General features: G+C 69.7%; 16 protein-coding genes and 1 pseudogene. 14 read left to right on the top strand and 3 right to left on the bottom strand.

Going from position 1 to position 16,757, the window contains the following annotated elements:
- The 3 genes and pseudogenes from CQZ88_RS30315 to CQZ88_RS00255 all read right to left on the bottom strand — a co-directional run.
- Positions 1–512 (bottom strand): annotated as a pseudogene (locus CQZ88_RS30315) (hypothetical protein); the annotation flags it as partial.
- 303 nt (positions 513–815) lie between these two features.
- Positions 816–1,022 (bottom strand): toxin-antitoxin system, encoded by a 207-nt coding sequence (locus CQZ88_RS29430; protein ID WP_139311051.1) that lies wholly within the window; start codon positions 1,020–1,022, stop codon positions 816–818.
- Positions 1,023–1,189: 167 nt separating this feature from the next.
- Positions 1,190–1,627 carry a helix-turn-helix transcriptional regulator gene (locus CQZ88_RS00255; RefSeq protein WP_258008393.1) on the bottom strand — a complete coding sequence of 146 codons (438 nt, stop codon included), beginning with the start codon at positions 1,625–1,627 and terminating at the stop codon, positions 1,190–1,192.
- 894 nt (positions 1,628–2,521) lie between these two features.
- Here CQZ88_RS00255 and CQZ88_RS00260 point away from each other — a divergent pair.
- From CQZ88_RS00260 to CQZ88_RS00325, 14 genes are all read left to right on the top strand, one after another.
- Positions 2,522–4,135 carry a cutinase family protein gene (locus CQZ88_RS00260; protein WP_102799063.1) on the top strand — a complete coding sequence of 538 codons (1,614 nt, stop codon included), beginning with the start codon at positions 2,522–2,524 and terminating at the stop codon, positions 4,133–4,135.
- Between the two features lie 39 nt (positions 4,136–4,174).
- The gene (locus CQZ88_RS00265) at positions 4,175–5,299 is read left to right on the top strand and encodes an insoluble domain protein (protein WP_258008391.1); all 1,125 of its coding nucleotides are present in this window, start codon (positions 4,175–4,177) and stop codon (positions 5,297–5,299) included.
- A 103-nt stretch (positions 5,300–5,402) separates the two neighbouring features.
- Entirely contained in the window at positions 5,403–6,488 is a 1,086-nt protein-coding gene (locus CQZ88_RS00270; protein ID WP_102799065.1) for a hypothetical protein, read from the top strand.
- Positions 6,485–7,258 (top strand): hypothetical protein, encoded by a 774-nt coding sequence (locus CQZ88_RS00275; protein WP_102799066.1) that lies wholly within the window; start codon positions 6,485–6,487, stop codon positions 7,256–7,258. Before CQZ88_RS00270 ends, CQZ88_RS00275 begins: the two co-directional genes overlap by 4 nt.
- The gene (locus tag CQZ88_RS00280) at positions 7,255–7,827 is read left to right on the top strand and encodes a hypothetical protein (RefSeq protein WP_102799067.1); all 573 of its coding nucleotides are present in this window, start codon (positions 7,255–7,257) and stop codon (positions 7,825–7,827) included. Before CQZ88_RS00275 ends, CQZ88_RS00280 begins: the two co-directional genes overlap by 4 nt.
- Before the next feature lie 17 nt (positions 7,828–7,844).
- Positions 7,845–8,138, top strand: a complete 294-nt coding sequence (locus CQZ88_RS00285; RefSeq protein ID WP_006934612.1) for a hypothetical protein — start codon at positions 7,845–7,847, stop codon at positions 8,136–8,138.
- A gap of 13 nt (positions 8,139–8,151) precedes the next feature.
- Entirely contained in the window at positions 8,152–8,529 is a 378-nt protein-coding gene (locus tag CQZ88_RS00290) for a hypothetical protein (protein WP_102799068.1), read from the top strand.
- Complete coding sequence (locus CQZ88_RS00295; protein ID WP_102799069.1) at positions 8,526–9,131, top strand: hypothetical protein; 606 nt, start codon at positions 8,526–8,528, stop codon at positions 9,129–9,131. The genes CQZ88_RS00290 and CQZ88_RS00295 overlap by 4 nt, the downstream gene beginning before the upstream one ends.
- Positions 9,128–9,970, top strand: a complete 843-nt coding sequence (locus CQZ88_RS00300; protein WP_102799070.1) for a hypothetical protein — start codon at positions 9,128–9,130, stop codon at positions 9,968–9,970. The genes CQZ88_RS00295 and CQZ88_RS00300 overlap by 4 nt, the downstream gene beginning before the upstream one ends.
- Complete coding sequence (locus CQZ88_RS00305) at positions 9,961–11,538, top strand: hypothetical protein (protein ID WP_102799071.1); 1,578 nt, start codon at positions 9,961–9,963, stop codon at positions 11,536–11,538. Before CQZ88_RS00300 ends, CQZ88_RS00305 begins: the two co-directional genes overlap by 10 nt.
- A complete protein-coding gene (locus CQZ88_RS00310; RefSeq protein ID WP_102799072.1) occupies positions 11,535–13,040 on the top strand; it encodes an SCO6880 family protein in 1,506 nt (501 codons plus the stop codon). Before CQZ88_RS00305 ends, CQZ88_RS00310 begins: the two co-directional genes overlap by 4 nt.
- 19 nt (positions 13,041–13,059) lie before the next feature.
- Complete coding sequence (locus CQZ88_RS00315) at positions 13,060–14,820, top strand: ATP-binding protein (protein WP_102799073.1); 1,761 nt, start codon at positions 13,060–13,062, stop codon at positions 14,818–14,820.
- Positions 14,817–15,131 (top strand): hypothetical protein, encoded by a 315-nt coding sequence (locus CQZ88_RS00320; RefSeq protein WP_102799074.1) that lies wholly within the window; start codon positions 14,817–14,819, stop codon positions 15,129–15,131. Before CQZ88_RS00315 ends, CQZ88_RS00320 begins: the two co-directional genes overlap by 4 nt.
- Positions 15,128–16,753, top strand: coding sequence for a M23 family metallopeptidase (locus CQZ88_RS00325; protein WP_102799075.1), 1,626 nt, complete (start codon positions 15,128–15,130; stop codon positions 16,751–16,753). The genes CQZ88_RS00320 and CQZ88_RS00325 overlap by 4 nt, the downstream gene beginning before the upstream one ends.
- The last annotated feature ends 4 nt before the right edge of the window (positions 16,754–16,757 follow it).

Genomic DNA, 16,757 nt, shown 5'->3' on the forward strand with positions numbered 1-16,757 from the left:
TGCCGGGCCAGCAACCAGTCCACCACCTCCGGGGCGGTTTCGGTGTCGAGGCGGGCGAGGGCGGAATCGAGGGCGGCGCCGTGCAGGTGCGGTCGGGACTGCCCGCCGCGGCGGTGCGGCGCCCCGGGAGGGCGGACGGCGCCGGTGGCGGGGTTGGTCAAGGGGGCGGTGTCGAGGCTGGGGTAGTGCTGGCGCAGGGCGTGGGCGAGTCGACGCACCTCGTCCGAGGCCGCGCCTGGCGCGGCGAGGCGCAGCCAGAGGTGCTGCCCGCCGGTGGGCCCGGACCGGGTGCGCAGGTGCGGAACACCGAGCTCCGCCAGGTGCGCGGCCAGCCGGTCGGCATCTGTGCGAGCGACCTCGGGGCCGTGGCGCCCGCTGTCGAGGTCGAACGCCAGCAGGCGGTAGCGATGGTTCGCGCCTGCCAGGTAGATCGCCCACGGAAATCCGGGCGCCTGGGTGGGCATGGCCATCGTGGTGGCGTACGTGTGGGTGCGGTCCGGGTCGATCCGCACCCGGGCACGCGGCGACCAGCGGCGCGTGCACACGTCGAAAAGGTGACGATTCGGTGAGGTGTCACCGGTGAAAGTGGCGACACGCGCAGCGATCGTTGGCTCTGATTCAGGGCGCGATGTACCCTGAGACCTGTCCGGCAAGACAGTCCCTTCGGGGATATGCGGTACCGAGAACGAGCGCCAACTCGTTCTCGCCAACTTCAGACGAAAGCCCTCGGCCTGCCCGCCGGGGGTTTTCGCATTTCAGTTGTAGTAACCGCTTCGGCTATGTGCTGGTGTGGCGGAGGACCCCGCCGCACTTTTCTATGCGGAGAGCGGCATCGGCATCACTTCCTGGTGGATTTCTCGTACAAGGTCCGGACGGCCGGCGAGGCTGGAGAGAAGGTCCGCTACGTACTGGCTGAGTGAGCTGGCTCCGGAATTGGCTGCCATCACTTCCAGCACTTCGCGGACGTCTTCCGGAACGCGGGTTTTCACTTCCTTGCGCGGCCCCTTGCTTGGCGTAGGCATGGTGTCGGCCCTTCCTCGTCACTGCTTCCGAACGCCCTTGATCTTGTCCCAGGTTGGTTCAGAAGAGGGGGAGCGACACGCCCCCAGTTCGCAACAGAAGTCATCCAGTGCAACATCGACCCTTTACCGATCGAGGCATGCATGTGGAGTTATTTTAGTGATGAAATCTACAGACGTCGGATGTACTCCTGGCGTGTCGCACGGTCGCGCTCCCAGACGGCCTTAACGACCGAAGACTTCACCCCATAAAGCTTGGTCATGCTCGCCGCCCGATCCTTGTCGTAGTCCTTGCGGCCTTTCTCGATGCGCCCGAGCACGGTGGCTGAAATGCCGAGCTCTCGGGCCGCTTCCGCCTGCGTGAGACCAGCCAGAGCGCGCAAGTCGCTGAGCGTCATCCGGCTTTCCTGGATCGGAGCAAGGTCCGGGACGGTGACGCGCAAGACGTCGGCCACGCGCTTCAACAAGGGCGGGGTAGGGGCGGCCCGGCCGGTCTCCCAAGCCGAGACAGTCGCTTCCGAGACCTCCGCGGCATCAGCGAGGTCAGCCATCGTCATGTCGAGCGCTTGGCGGTATCTGCGCAGGCGAGCGCCACTGAAGCCGTGCATGCCGCTTCGAGCCAACTCCACTCCCTGCCCTGGATCCTCCTGTCGCCGCCCATTGTCTCGCCCCTTCTCGCTCCCTCGTAGCGCTAGTGTTTAAAATTCTGAGGTGTTATTCTACGGGTCAATTCCAGGACCCGCACTGAAGGTGCTGCGCCGAGAAGGGGGAGGGCCCGCCGTGTTGCGCGAACGCGCCGCTCTTGCTTACGATCCGCTCGCGCCCCTTCCGGGGGTTTCCCGAGGTCTGTCGTGGTCGGCCTCGGACGTAGCACTGACGCGATTGGCGGAGCTCTACCCAGAGCCAGCTACGGAACCCCGGGGAATCAACTTGCGCGTACCACCGAGTGCCGAACACCTGCGCCCAACACTCAATGAAGGGTGCGATCGGTCGTACCCGCTTCCGAACTGTGGCCGGCGACCCCTCGCGCCGCGTCCACTGCACCCGCTGACCTCAGGTCGTCGCTGCTCCGTCGACCTGGGGTCAGCGGCCCCGCTCAACCCGAATCCCGAGGGCAGCCAAGTCCTGATCGCACTCCCGGATCGTGAACAGCGACGTCGTGCTCAGTACCCGCAAAGGCTGCATAGGTTCCTGTGCAGCGTCAATCTTGTCGGCGAATGGGTCTCTCACGTGAGCCCCTCCACGCACACGAGTCCGCACAGCCGGTGCGTCGAGTGCCCGCCGCAACGGCTGAAGAGATCCAAGCGAAGGCGACCGATCCGGGATCCGTCAACCCGGAACCTTGCCTGGCACCCCAACGACAACGGACCCATACTCCGGAGTCGAAGCAACCGCTCTCTCCGAAGGTCGCTTTGCGCCGTATCTGGCTGTCCCCATTCCCTTCTCGGAACAAACAGGAATGACTGCTGGCGTTGGGAAACGGCTGTTCGGGAGGGAGAGAGATGAAGGGTTGGGGGACGCGGACTGTGGCCACCGTCGTCACCACGGCTGCGGTCATGGCTGGTGCGGGTGGTCTGGTCCCGGTGCACGCGCAGACGAATTGGCTCGACGGGCTCATCGATGGGTGCCCGGATCTGTACGTGCTCGGGATGCAGGGCACCACGGAGTCCTCACCCGATGCGCCGGTGAAGGTCGACACCGGGATGCTGTCGAACATCATGGGGCCGATGCTCGACCAGGCCCGTGAGCTGGGCGCGAACGTCGATCGGGCCTATGTGCCGTATCCGGGATCGTTCGGTGGCCTGACCCCCGGTAGTAGCCGGTCGTACGTCGAGTCGGTCACGGCGGGGGAGGAGAACCTGTCCCTGGCGGCGCAGAGGGTGCTCGAGCAGTGTCCGTCGGCCAAGCTCGCGGTCGTCGGTTACTCCCAGGGTGCTCATGCGGCCTCGAACTTCCTGCGGTCGGTCGGCAAGGGCACCGGAGCGGTTCCGGCCGGCGCGGTCGCGGCCGGTGCGCTGTTCGGCGCGCCGACCCGCAGCCCCGGATCGGGGTTGTTCCCCGGCACCTCGCAGAGCGCCCCATCGCCGGTTCCCGGCACCACGGGCGGGGCGGTGAAGGCGCTGTCGTCGGTGTCGTTCGTGGCCCCGGCAGGCGGCGGCATCGGTCCTGTCGCTGATCTGACCACGGACTACGGCACCCTTTCGGGTCGGGTGTCGTCCTGGTGCCAGACCGGTGACCTGGCGTGCGATGCCCCGGCGAACGCCCCGATCGTGCGGGCGGTGGTCAACGTCGCCGGGCAGGTCGAGGTCGGGGGTGATCCGTTCGTCGCGGTCGCCACGGTCGGCCGGGCACTGGCCTCGACGGCGTTCACCACCGCTGTCGATGTGGTCAACGAGGACGTGCAGGCTCCGAAGAATGCCCTCGAGGCGGTGTCGATCCAGCCGACGAAGACGATCTCACAGCGGTTGGCGGAAGCCTCCGATCCGCGGGCGACGCCCCCGACCGGGCAGGAAGTGACCGCGGCGTTGATGAAGGTCGGGCTGATCGGCCTCAATGCGGCTGTCACGGTCGTCAAGAAGGTGCTCACCCCGGAGACGATCGCGGCGGTCGCGGCGGTCGGGCTGGCCAACCCGGCCGCAGCGTTCGGGGTGCTCGCCGCCAAGACGGTCGGCGTGCTGCCCGAGCTGGTTCCGCCGGCGACCTCGCAGCGGCTCGTGCGCCAGGCGTTCCAGGTCGTGGCGAACGAGGTCGAGGCCAACCGGGATGCCTTCGATCTGGTGGCGATGACGACGGTGCGCAACGTCGCCGCCGAGCACGGCTCCTACGGGTCGGTCCCGGCCACCGCCAGTGGGCAGGCCCCGACGCGATTCGTCGCGTCCTGGCTCGCTGCGGCGGCAGCCGACCTCGACGCCTCCTCGGCCTCCACGTCGACGGGTCCCACCACCTCGGCCACCACCACGGCGCGGCCGACGACCACCTCCGAGACCGTCTCGACCACGCCGTCGCAGACGGTCGCCTCCACCACCTCGGCACCGGCTGTGACCACGACGCATGTGGTCGATCGGGAACCGACGGTGCTCGAGCAGGGCGGCGTCTCGGCCGCCGCACTCAACTGATTTCGCGCCCCGACATACGAGAGAGAGAGAGAAGCGATCATGAGCACACATCGCAGGGCTTCGCGGATCGCCAAGGCGAGCGTCGTGCCCGCCACGGCCGCAGCGATCGTGGCAGCAGGGTCGGGGCTGGCCTCGGCCGCGCCGGTCGAGCTGCCCTCGCAGGGCGGGGTGACCACCCCGGCCCCGTCCACCCAGGGCGGCACCACCACCGCGCCGACTCCGGCCCCGGCTCCTCCGGCCAAGCAGATCTACTGGACCCCGCCTCCGGCGCAGCAGCGTCAGTACGCGCCGCTGCCGGACTACAACTACGACACGAACCGTTACGAGCGGCAAAGCGCCCCGCCGCCGATCGACCCGATGACGCTGCGGGCGCCGCAGCCGGTCACCCCGGAGCCGATCTACCTCGCTCCGCCCGAGAAGATCATGATCGGCGATATCCACGTCACCCAGCCGAACTGGGTCACCGACGACGACCGGGAGCGCACCAACAACACCGCCGGTCTGATCCGCTCCGAGGTCGCCACCTTCTACACCTCGGTCGGCGTCGATGCCGGCCGTGCCGATCGGGTCGCTGCTGCGCAGATCGGTGGTGCGCTCGCCGGTGGCGTGGCCGGTGCTGCGGCCGGCGCGATTCCCGGCGCGCTGATCGGCGGCACCCTCGGCGGTATCGCCGGGGCTGCGGCCGGGGGTGTGGTGCCGCTGCCGATCCCGGTGCTGCCCGCGGTGACCACCGGCGTGGCCGGGACCGCGGCAGGCGCAGCGATCGGCGCTGCGGTCGGCGCGGTCCCCGGCGCGGTGGTCGGCGGGGTGGCCGGTCTGGCGGCCGGAACCGCCTTCGGTGCCGGGGACGACGAGGGCCAGCCCATCGAGGTGCAGCTGCCGGATGTGCACCAGGACGCGCTCACCGAGCAGGCCGACGCCACGGTCGAGCAGTGGCAGTCCTCCGGCCCGGTCGGGCAGGCCGCGGCCGACGCCGTGCGCAGCGTCGTGACCACCGCCCCGCAGGTCGATTCGCAGGCCCGCGAGTGGGTGAAGGTCCAGCCCGGTGGCGACGGCATCGTCGCGGGAGCGGACACCGTGCTGACCACGTTCTTCGACGGTTCGCTCGGCACTGCCGCCGAGATGATCTCGACCGCGGCCGCGGACGGCATCAACCCGGCCTGACCTGCCCGACCATCTCGCCGGTGGGGGCGGGTAGCCCCGCCCCCACCACCCGACGACGGAGGACACATTGTCGACCGGCAATCGAGGACAACTCTTCCCGGACGTGACCGAGCGGTACGGGCCGGAGTCGACTGCGAGCGACGAACGAGAGACCGGATCGGTGCGCTTTCCGATCCCGGACGAGACCCTCGACGCCGCGGGGGTGCCGGCATCGGACCTCCACCCGGTCGATGCGGCCTGCGTCCCCGAACAGCCTGCTACCGACGACGAGTCGGTCATCCAGACCGACCTCGAACCGATCGTCGCTGCCGAACCCGCAGCCGAGATCTACCCGGCCCCGGTCCATCCTGCCGATCACTCAGCCCACGGCCCTGCCGGATACGACGATCAGAACCCGGCCGACGACGAGCACGGCGGGGCCGGATACGGCGATACGGCGACCGAGGTCGCCCCCTATGCAGGCGCCCCGGAGTGGGTCCGCGCCCACCTTCCCCGTGGCCCGCTGATGATCCCCGAACGCACCCGTGGGGGATTGAAGTCCGCGATCGGCCGTGCCCGACCTGCTCGCCCGACCCCTGCCGCAGCTCCGGCTGCGGCTCCGGTCGAGGTCGTCGAGGAGACGACCGCCCAGCCAGTCACCGACAGCGCCTCTGCGGCCGCGACGGCCCGCCCCGATCGATCCCGCACCTGGATGCTCGTCGGCGGCGGTGTCACGGTGCTGGCGGTGGTCACCGCGACGGTCGGCACCACCGACGAACCGCAGGTGCCGCCGCTGCCCTCGCCGACGGCGGTGTCCTCGTCCACCACCTCGACGTCGACGGTCGCGGCTCCGGCGTGGTGCGCCCCGGTCACCGAACCCGGCCGGGTGGTCGGCAACGGTCCCGGTGGCCGCGATTCCGGCCCCGCGGTGATCCAGGCGTTCGAGTACGCCTACTACGTCGAGCGGGACGGCAAGGCCGTCGCGGAGCTGATGGTCCTGCCGGGCACCGATATTCAGTCGTTCATCGACGCCGTTCCGGTCGGGACCGAGCACTGCGTGAGCGTGCTGCCGACCGAGGACCCGAACCGCTGGTCGGTCGATGTGCTGCTGAAGTTCCCGCCCGTGGGAGACGAAGGCATCCACAAGCAGTGGATCACCACCCTGCCCGCCGACGGCGGGTTGACGATCGCGAACGTGGAGAATCGATGAACAACGTTGTCGCACTGCGTCGTAGCCCGAAACTCGAGCAGCCCGAAGACCTCTCGACCATCGTGGTGGCGGGCGCCGGCGCAGCGGGCGCGACCACCACCTGCTTCGGCCTGGCCACCGCCCTGCGCCTGGGCCTGGGCGCCGACGTCGCCGCGATCGACGGCACCTTCGGCGGCGGCAACCTGCTCGACCGGGTCGGTGTCGAACCGATCGACCCGGCCCGAGCGATCCGCCAGCTCGGCTCGCGCATGGCTCTCAGCAGCGCCGGGGCCGTCGTCGTCGGTCACGGCGACGCCACGGACACGGCGCTGGTGGACAGCCTGCTCGCCGACCGGCATCTGGCCCGCATCCACGACGTCGGAACAGCGTTGCGCTCACGGCGTCTGGCCCCGTTGCTCGAGGCCGGGGCCGCGATCGTGATCGTCGCCCCGCCCCGCGCCGAACCGCTGGCCCGGATGCGTGCCGGTCTCGAATGGCTCATCGGCACCTACGGGCGCGGCGTGCTGGCGCGCACGGTGGTGTCGATCTCGCACCAGCTCCCGCACCGCCTGGTGGATCTGGCACCGATCCGAGCGCACCTGGCCCCCCTGGTCGCCGGATTCGTCGAAGTGCCCTTCGATGCGACCTTGGCGCGGCCGGGCACCGTCGATCACCGCCGCCTATCGGCCACCTCGATCGACGCCTGGACCGACGTGCTCGACGCATTGGGCCGCATCGAGGCCGGCCGCCACGACACCGATCACCAGGCAGGGACGGGGGAGCCGGCATGAGCACCCGCGAACGCACCAGCATCGCGGTGAGGGTCGAGCCGTACCCGGTGGCTGCGCCCGGACCGGCGGTGTGGCTGCTCGGCGCGCACGGCGGGGCCGGGGTCTCCACCCTCGCCCAGTATTGGGACTTCGCCGAGGATGCGCGGCATCGGTGGCCGTGCGGTGACGCCCGGGAGAGCGAATCGCCGTATGTGGTGGTGGTCTGCCGGGAAACCATCCAGGGTCTGTCCAGTGCCCACGATCTGATCCTCGAGCACCGCAACCGCGGGTTGGCGTGCGAGCTGCTCGGCCTGGTCACCGTCGCGAACGCGCCCGGTCAGCCCCCGAAGGATGTGCGTCAGCTGCGCTCGATTGTCACCGGCGCGGTGGCTGCGCACTGGGCGATCGGCTGGCATCGCTTCCTGGCCTCGGCGTCCCGGTCGAGCCTGCCCACCTGGCGCGCCCTCGACGGCGTGCCGATTCGGACCAAGGGAGCCGTGATCGCCGTTCCCGAGGACGTGATCGCTGCCGGCGTCGGCATCGTCACGGCAATCCAATCCAGCCTGCCCGCCTTGTGGTCGGGGCAGTAAGACACGGAGGGCACGTCATGCTTCAGACCGTTGTGGACGTTGCGTATCTCGCGCAGGGTTCGGTCGACTTCGACATCAACCCGGAGGTGCCGCCGGGCGCGAACGGCCTGCTCAAGCTGCTGAACTGGCTGCTGTGGGGCGTCACGCTCGCGTGCGTGGCGGCCCTGATCTTCTCGGGCGGGAAGTTCGCGTGGGAGAAGTGGCAGCACGGCTCCGGTGACTCGCCGAAGATGCTCGTCGGTGCCCTCGTCGGCGCGATCGTCGCCATCTCCGCCAACCAGATCCTCAGTGCCGTCACCAGCGCGGCATAAGGCGGGGTCAGCGATGGAGGTGTCCGTACAGGGCGTGGTCAGCCCGCCCCCCGACGTCCTCGACGGGTTCCAGACGCTTCTGGGCTACGCGGCCGGGATCGTTTTCCTCCTGTGTGTGGCCAAGGTGATCTTCGTCGGCGCACGCCTGGCCTGGGACCACAAGCACGGGGCTGGCCTCGAATCCCCCACCGCCGCGGAGTTCCTGGCGGCGAACATCGGCGCGATCCTCGCCGGCGGTGTGGCCGCCACCCTCGCCACGATCCTGCTGGCCACCGCCCAGGGGCCCCAAGCCCACCAGCTCGGAGGCGGCCATTCCCCGACCGTCATCGACCAGCTCGAACAGCTCCAGCAACAGCAACAGCAACCCGACAACGAGGAGAACGAACGATGATGCGTCGGTGGGCGCGAGCCGCGGTGGTCGCGGTGGCGCTGGTGGCCGTGAGCTGCGGGGGATCGGAGACGACCGAGACCGCAGGGTCGAGCACCGACCCGCCGCAGATCAGCCGGTGGGTCACCGTCGGTGGCATCGAGGTGCCGATCGGCACCACCGACGGACCGCGAGGCGGTGAGTGGGAGCCGTTCGCCGGGTTCAGCCACACCCCGCAGGGTGCGGCTCTGGCGGCGATCACCCAGTCGGTGCAGCTCGCCACCGCGTCCGATCGCACCTGGCCGACGATCCTGGCCGGGGTGGCCGCCCCCGGCGAAGGCCGCGACCTCTACGCCGCCCACCGCTCCCTGGTGGAGATGTCGGGCACCGACCCCGAGATGGTGCCGACCATCGTCGGCTACACCCTCGCCGACTACAGCGACACCGCCGCCACCGTCGACGTCATCCAGCGGTTCTCCGACGACTCACTCGCCTCGGCGACCACCCAGGTGGTGTGGATCGACGACGACTGGCGGCTGAACCTGCCCAGCAACGACACCGCCACCATCACCGCCCTCGACGCGCTGCCGTCGGAACTGGTCGACCTCGAGGAGACCCGCAAGTGACCGAGCAGAACACCACCGGCCCCACCGGGGACACGAACACTTCCTCACTCGAGGGCGCCGAGAACGAGCGCGCCTCGGCAGCAACGAAACTCACCATCGGGTTGGCGGCAGTGGCCGTGATCGTCGTCGTCGGTCTCGTGCTGAGCATCGTGATGCTCTTCCGCGGCGACGATGCCGAACCGCTGGTCTCGCTCGACCCGACCACCGACAACGGGGCCACCGCCCGACTCGAAGACCTCCAGTTCATGCCGGAACCCGTCTTCGACAGGCTCCACCGCGTCATCTACGTGCCGCTCGACCCCCACGGGGTGATCCTGTCCGACACCCTCGCCACCGGGAACCGGCCCGCAGAGCAGGCACCGAGTGGGGTGATGCTCGAGCGCATCCACGGCAACATGGACCTGCCGTTCTCGACCTCCGACGGCCCCACCGGATTCACCGACAACGGTGTGGCCACCGGCTTTGCCCGCACCCCGCAGGGAGCTGCGCTCGCCGCAGCCCACTACTTCGGGTACCTCGCTGCCGGCGACAACCGGGTCAAGATGCTCACCGAAGCAGGCCGGGTGTCGGACCCGACCGGTCAGTTGTCGACAGTGAAGCTTCCCGACAACACGCCGACTGGGGCGATGCCGATGGTCAACGTGACTTTCCATCCGGATCTGACTCTGGTGAAGTTCGGCGCCTCCGTCGAGCGGCCGAGCGGGGCTACCGAGATCAGGGTGTCGAAGATCCCGGTGGTGTGGCGCGAGGGCACCGGATGGGTTGTCCAACTGGACTCGCCCGCCTTGGGTGGCGAGTTCGAGCCCATGTCGTCCGACGGGTGGCAGCAGTGGTGGTGAACCGCAGCCTGCTCACCGGCATTCTTCGGCTGCTCGCTGTGATCTGCGCCGTTGCGGTCGTCGGTATCGGCGCAGCGGGTGCGGCATACGCTCAGGACACCGCTCCGTCCGGGGATTCCTCCGGCGGCAGCATCGACAGCACCGAGGTCGAGGAACAGACCGACGAGGACTCGGGATTCGACTGGCTCGAAACCGATCTCGGGGGTGTGACCTGCGCCAACCCTCTTGGGGCTGCCGTCAGCGGAGCCGTGGATATGTTCACCGATTCAGACGTTCCCGACTGCTTGGACGCAGCCGGCAACGTCGTCGATGCCGGTACGGGCGCGATCGAGGACGGCATCAATGACGCCGCTGCGGGCGCGGTCGAAAAGACCGCGCTGTGGATCGGCAATGCTGGTGTGGCGGTGTTGAAGTTCGCGCTGGGATGGTGGATCACCGGCACCGAGATGGACGGGGACACCTTCCAGGACACGGTCGCGACGGTCAACGACTACACCTTCTACATCCAGGTCGCGGCCTTGTCGTTGTCGCTGATCCTGCTCGGTGGGCGTCTGGCGCTGGCCCGCTCGGGGGCGATCCGGGACACCTCGGAAGAGGGCCTGAAACAACTGGCCCGCGCTGTGGTGCTGGCCGGGGGAGCAACGACGATGATCGTGCTCGGCACCCGATTGTCGGATCGGATTTCGGCGTGGTTCATGGACAGCGCGGTCGGTTCCGATCCGTCCCGTCTGGCCGAAGCGATGGTGACGATCCAGCTCTATGCGGGTCCGGCCGGTGTCGGTTTGCTGTTCTTGATCGGCCTCATCGGGATGCTCGGCGGTTTGATGATGGCGTTTTTGATGCTGCTGCGCACCGGCATCCTGGTGCTCATGGCGGCGGCACTGCCCATCGCGGGTGCGGCCGGGGGCACGAAGGTCGGCAGCCAGGCATTCGAGAAGATGCTGGCCTGGACGATCGCATTCTTGCTGGTCAAGCCGGTCGGGGCGTTCGTGATCGGGGTCTCGGCGATCCTGTTCCTCGAGGCCACCCCCACGATCACCGATCCGGAGAACGGGGACGGGTTCATGGCCCTGTCCGGGGTCATCACCTTGTGCGCCGCGGCCCTGGTGCTCCCGGCGCTGATGCGGCTGATCGTGCCGAACGTCGGCGCCCTCGGTGGCGGCGGCAGCGGCATGGCGGCCGCGGCCGGTGCGGCGGCGGTCGGCGCGAAGGTCGGCGGGATGATCGCCACCGGCGGTGCCAGTGGCGCAGCGTCCGGGGCGGCGACCACGTCGTCGACGAGCATGGGCAACCCGCCCAGCGGCGCACAGACCGGCGGCGCACCGTCCGGTTTCGGTGCGGCAGGCGGGGGACCGGCCGGCAACCAGCAGGGCACCCCCTCCGGTGGCGGTGCCGGTGCGGCTCCGCAGGGCAACTCCTCGGGCACCCCCGGTGGCGGCGGGAATGGTCAGCCCGGCGGCACCACCTCCGGCACTCCCGGCGGCGGATCCTCCGGTGATGCGGCGGCCGCGGCCGCGGTGGCGTCCGGTGCCGGTCGGCAGTTCCACCGAGGGGGCTTCGAGCAGTGAGCGAGGAGAAGACCTACAACACCTACGGCAACTGGCGCCGGCCTCGGGAGACCGGCATTCTCGGTGCCACTTTCGGCACCTCGATCGCCGCGATCGCGGCTGCGGCCCTGGTCATCATCACGGGCCTGTTCTTCGGCCTGACGGTCACCGTGCTGCTGGCGGTCCCGATGATCGCCTGCTTCATCCCCCTGGTCATCTCCCGTGACGGGCGGTCCGGTTACGAAAGGGCACTGATGCGATTCCAGTTCTGGCGCGGCCGCCGCCGCGGTGAGCACACCTACGCCTCGGGCACGTTCTCCCGCGTTCCGGGGCGTGCATATCGGCTGCCCGGGGTGCTCGCCGACACCGAGCTGTACGAGGGCATCGATTCGGACGGGCGCACCTTCGGGATGATCCACATGCCCAGCCGGGGTGCCTACACGGTCGTGTTCGACGCCTACCCGCAGGGCGCCGAAGCCGTCGATCAGGACGTGATCGATCACTATGTCGGCAACTGGGCGCAGTTTTTGTCCGCGGCGGGGGAGACCTCGGACATCCTCGCGGTGGTCACCACCGTCGAAACCCTGCCCGAGACCGGCATCGAGCTCTACGAGACGGTGCATCAGAACACCCGTGCCGATGCCCCGCAGCTGGCCCGCGACGCGGCCTACCAGCTCGCCACCGGGCTGACCACGGGCGGTATCCGTCTGGCTGCGCGGATCGCGCTGACCTTCGAGGCCCAGACCACCGAACGCAGGCAGGACCCCTCCGAGCAGGCCGTCGAGCTCGGCCGGCGGCTGCCCGCGCTGACCGCGGCCGCGGCACGGGCCGGTGTGCCGTGCTCACCGATGGATGCCGACGAGATCATGGCGTTCGTGCGCCGCTCCTACGACCCGGCCTCGCTCCTCGACGTGGAGGCCGGCCTGCACTCCGGCGCAGGCACCGGATTGACCTGGGAGGACTGCGGCCCGCGCACCGCCCTGGAAAGCCCGGACGGCGGCAAGTACGTCCACGACGGCGCGGTGTCGGTGACCTGGGAAATGCGCGAAGCCCCCAAGGGCGCGGTCACCGAACGAGTCCTGCAGCGACTGTTGACTCCGAACGACGCGGTGCCGCTCAAGCGGGTCTCGGTGCTCTACCGGCCGCATTCGGCCGGCGATGCCACCGACATCGCCGACCGCGACTACCGCAACGCGATGGCCGAGGCCCACGGCGGCTCGCTCAAGAACGGCTCGATCGCCTCGGCGAAGTCCCAGATCGAGGTCGCCGCGACCGCGCAAGCCCGGATGGAGCAGGCCCGCGGTGCGGGCATGGTGCGCTTCGGGGTGCTCATCACCGTCACCGAACCGGCCGGCGGCGCCGATGTGCCGAAGATCGACGCCCTGGTCGAGGACCTCTCGCGGCAGAGCCGGCTGACGATCCGCCGCTCCTGGTGCTGGCAGGCCGCCGCGTTCGCGGCCTGCCTCGGTGTCGGCGTCATCGCGCCCGACCACACCACCATTCCCAGCTTCCTCGGCAACTGACACGCAAAGGGCTATAGGCATGAGTGCACGCAACGCCACGAGATCGTCGCGGCTGCTCACAGCGGAGAAGATCGCCAAGACTCTGCTGTCGGACGACGAGCTCTCCCGCCTCGAAGAGCAGGCCGCCACCGCAACCGGACTCACGAAGGCATGGAAGAAAAGCCTGGTCACCCGCCAGTACAGTCGCCGGGCGACGGTGGAGCGGTTGACCCGAATCAACACCGACGGCTTCGACCGCCAGGTCGCCGATCTCGACGCCCGCGGGTTCGACGGGGCCGGCGGGGGACGGATGTCCACGGTGATGCCCCCGGTCGAATACCGCGGCACGAGTGTGCAGGTCGCCGGGATCTACCCGTGGATCGTCGGCGCGAAGGCCCCGCTGCTGGGCACCCCGCTCGGCCGGCACCTGACCACCGGCGCCGCCGTCGGGTTCGATCCGCTCTACGCCTGGAAGATGAAGGCGATCACCGCCCCGTCCTGTTTCATCTGCGCCCTCAACGGCTTCGGCAAATCCACCCTGCTGCGCCGCATCGCCCTCGGCGACATCGCCCGCGGCACGCTCGTGCTCGTGCCCGGTGACGTCAAGCCGGACCTGCGGGTACTCGCCGAGCAGGTCGGCGGGCAGGTCAGCGAGGTCGGCTACGGCACCGGCGCGATCAACCCGCTGGGCCGCGGCCCGATCGGCGACGCGATCGAGCAGCTGCCCGACGGCTCCCTCGAACGGGAGAAGGCCGAGTTCGCACTGCACGCCCGCCAGCTCAACATGCTCTGCGCGCTGCTCGAAATCGTCCGCCGCGGCCCGCTGAAGGACTTCGAGGAAACCCTGCTCGCCTCGGCGATCCGGCTGCTCTACGCACCCGGCTCGCAGTTCGACAACGCTCATGCCGCCCGGATCGAGGACCTGCTGACGCTGATCTCGACCGGCCCCGACGAGCTGAGGGACGACGCGGTGGCCGACACCGCCGAGGAATACCGCGGTCAGATCAAACCGCTGCTGCGCTCGCTGCGGGCCTTGGTCAAGGGCCGGTTCGGGGAGACCTTCAACCGGCACAGCACCGTGCGGATCGATATCACCAAACCGATGGTCGATTTGGACATGTCCTCCGTCCCGCCCGGCGACGAATTGATGCGGGCGGCGGTGCTGCTCGCCGGATGGAACGAGGCATTCGCGGCGGTGGAGGCGGCGCACATCCTGGCCGACAACCAGGTGCCCGGCGCGAAGTCGATCGCGGCCCACATCATCTTGGACGAGGTGTGGCAGGTGATCCAGACCGGCAGCTCGGCGGTGGCGCGCCTGGATGCGGTGCAGCGGTTGCAGCGGTCGATGGGCGTGGCGATGACGCTGGTCACCCACTCGTTGGCGGACTTCGAGAAGGTCGGCGCGCTGGGCATGATCGAACGCTCCCGCGCCCGGATCGTCGGCCCGGTCCCCGAGGCCGAACTCGACCGCCTCGGTAAGTTCATGAAGTTCTCGCAGGCAGAACGCGCGATGGTCACCGGCTGGGCCAACGACACCACCTCCTCGGTGGACGAGAAGAAGACACTGCGCCAAGCCCGCCGCAAGGCGCTGGCCTCGGCTGACGGTGCTCCCGGCGTGGCGGACGGCACGCGCACCGCGGCCGGAGTCGGGCATTTTCTGCTCAAGCTCGGCGAGGGCGCGACACCCGGCACCCCGTTCAAGGTGTGGGTGCCCCAGGCGGAGAAGGACTCCGGGATTCACGACACCGATGCCCGTCTGCGGGCCGCCGACGAAGACCGGGGCACGGAGTTCGCAGCATGAGCCGGCGTGGCCGTCCCGGCACTCGCCGGTACACCCTGGTCGACGAGCGCACCCGGGAGGCCGCGATCGAGGCGGTCCTTGCGCGCATGCAGGCCGGGGACAGCTTCACCGCCGCCACGCGAGCCGCCGCGGCGCAGCTGGAGGTGGCCGAGACGACGGTGCGGGGCTGGGTCAACCGCTCCGGCCGTCGCCCCCGCCGCACCGAACGCGATGTCGCCGCCCTGGAAGCGGAGCTGGCGCTGGCGCAGGAGCTGAACCGGGCGTTGGCGCGCACGCACGGGGTCGTGATCGAGGGTCTGAGTCTGCGGTGACAGGCAAGGGGGGCACCGGGCTGATCGCGCTGATCCTGGCGCTTACGCTCATTCCGTTCTTCCTGCTCCTCGTGCTGGTGATGGGAATCCAGGACGAGGAAGACCGTCAGGCCGGCACGACCTGCCTCGGCCCCGGCCTCGGATCGGGGGACAAGCTCGCCCCGAGGGGCTCGTTCCTCAAGCCGGTCGATCCCTCCGCCGTCACCCTCACCTCCGGGTTCGGTGAGCGGTGGGGGACCCAGCATCAGGGCATCGACCTGGCCGGCGCCGTCGGCACCCCCATCTACGCCTCGGCCGACGCGGTGGTGCGCCATGCCGGTCCCGCCAGCGGGTTCGGGCAGTGGGTGGTCCTCGACCACGTGCAGGGTGGGCAGCTGGTGTCCACCGTGTACGGGCACATCGACACCTACACCGTCGAAGTCGGTGAGCAGGTCCGCGCCGGTCAGCAGATCGCCACCCTCGGCAACCGGGGCCAGTCGACCGGCCCGCACCTGCACTGGGAACTCTGGCCCGGCGGCTGGGGCACCGAAGCGGTGGATCCGCTGCCGTACTACGAAGCCGCCCCCGCCCCGGGACAGTCCTCGGCCGGGCCGACCACGCCGGTGCCGCCGGCCCCGTCCCAGGGGAATCTGGCGCAGCCGTTGCCGCCGTCGGCCGGCTCCGAGCAGGGCCTGCAGGTCGATGCGAAAAAGGTCGCTCGGGCGATGCACCTGACGTTCGGCGACCGGATCGGGGGTATCGGCGGGTGGCGCGCCGACGGCGGTTACGCCACCGATCACACCGAAGGCCGGGCTGTGGATGTGATGATCCCGCACCACCGCTCCGGCGACGGGGTGGCCCTCGGGGACGAGATCACCGACTACGTCCTGGCCAATGCGGAGTTCTTCGACGTCGAGTACGTGATCTGGCGGCAGACCTACTACCCCGTCGGCGGTGCCCCGAGCCTGATGGAGGACCGCGGCAGCGAAACCCAGAACCACTACGACCACGTGCACATCAGCGTCCGGGGTCAGGGCACCGAGGAGAGGTTGGTGTCGTGGGGATCGCTGCCCGGCGGCCGCGGCAACGCCACCGCCGCGGCGGCGGACTGCCTCATCTCCGGTGAGGGACTGGGCGATCGGCTCGCCGACGGCACCGTGCCGGACGAGTTCGCGCCGTGGCTCGAGCGGGCCGGGTCGATCTGCCCGCAGATCACGCCGTCGCTGCTCGCCGCCCAGCTCGCCGCCGAGAACGGCTTCCGCCACGGCGCCGTCGCCCCGGTGTCGGTCACGGGAGCGAGGGGACCGGCGCAGTTCATGCCCGGCACCTGGGCGTCCTACGGCCAGGACTACGACGGCGACGGGAAGGTCGATGTGAACAGCATCGGCGATGCGGTCATGGCCCAGGGCCATTACATGTGCACCATCGCCGCCACCGTCGACGGCGCGATCGCAGACGGGGTGGTCTCCGCACCGAACGGGCGGACCGAGCTGTATCTGGCCGGCTACAACGCCGGCGAAGGCGCGGTCCTGGCCTCCGGGGGCTTTCCGACCGGGCACACCGACTACGTGGTCCAGACCCGCCCCTACGCCGACAAGATCATCGCCGCCGAACCGCAGTACCGGGCGATGAGCAACCAGTGAAAAG

The organism is Rhodococcus sp. ENV425 (assembly GCF_002887785.1).
Lineage (GTDB): Bacteria > Actinomycetota > Actinomycetes > Mycobacteriales > Mycobacteriaceae > Rhodococcus > Rhodococcus aetherivorans.

Coding starts and splice junctions, on each gene's coding strand:
- CQZ88_RS00320 (WP_102799074.1), top strand. CDS start 14,817: ATGAGCCGGCGTGGCCGTCCCGGCACTCGCCGGTACACCCTGGTCGAC.
- CQZ88_RS00295 (WP_102799069.1), top strand. CDS start 8,526: ATGATGCGTCGGTGGGCGCGAGCCGCGGTGGTCGCGGTGGCGCTGGTG.
- CQZ88_RS00280 (WP_102799067.1), top strand. CDS start 7,255: ATGAGCACCCGCGAACGCACCAGCATCGCGGTGAGGGTCGAGCCGTAC.
- CQZ88_RS00285 (WP_006934612.1), top strand. CDS start 7,845: ATGCTTCAGACCGTTGTGGACGTTGCGTATCTCGCGCAGGGTTCGGTC.
- CQZ88_RS00315 (WP_102799073.1), top strand. CDS start 13,060: ATGAGTGCACGCAACGCCACGAGATCGTCGCGGCTGCTCACAGCGGAG.
- CQZ88_RS00265 (WP_258008391.1), top strand. CDS start 4,175: ATGAGCACACATCGCAGGGCTTCGCGGATCGCCAAGGCGAGCGTCGTG.
- CQZ88_RS00290 (WP_102799068.1), top strand. CDS start 8,152: ATGGAGGTGTCCGTACAGGGCGTGGTCAGCCCGCCCCCCGACGTCCTC.
- CQZ88_RS00260 (WP_102799063.1), top strand. CDS start 2,522: ATGAAGGGTTGGGGGACGCGGACTGTGGCCACCGTCGTCACCACGGCT.
- CQZ88_RS29430 (WP_139311051.1), bottom strand. CDS start 1,022: ATGCCTACGCCAAGCAAGGGGCCGCGCAAGGAAGTGAAAACCCGCGTT.
- CQZ88_RS00255 (WP_258008393.1), bottom strand. CDS start 1,627: ATGCACGGCTTCAGTGGCGCTCGCCTGCGCAGATACCGCCAAGCGCTC.
- CQZ88_RS00275 (WP_102799066.1), top strand. CDS start 6,485: ATGAACAACGTTGTCGCACTGCGTCGTAGCCCGAAACTCGAGCAGCCC.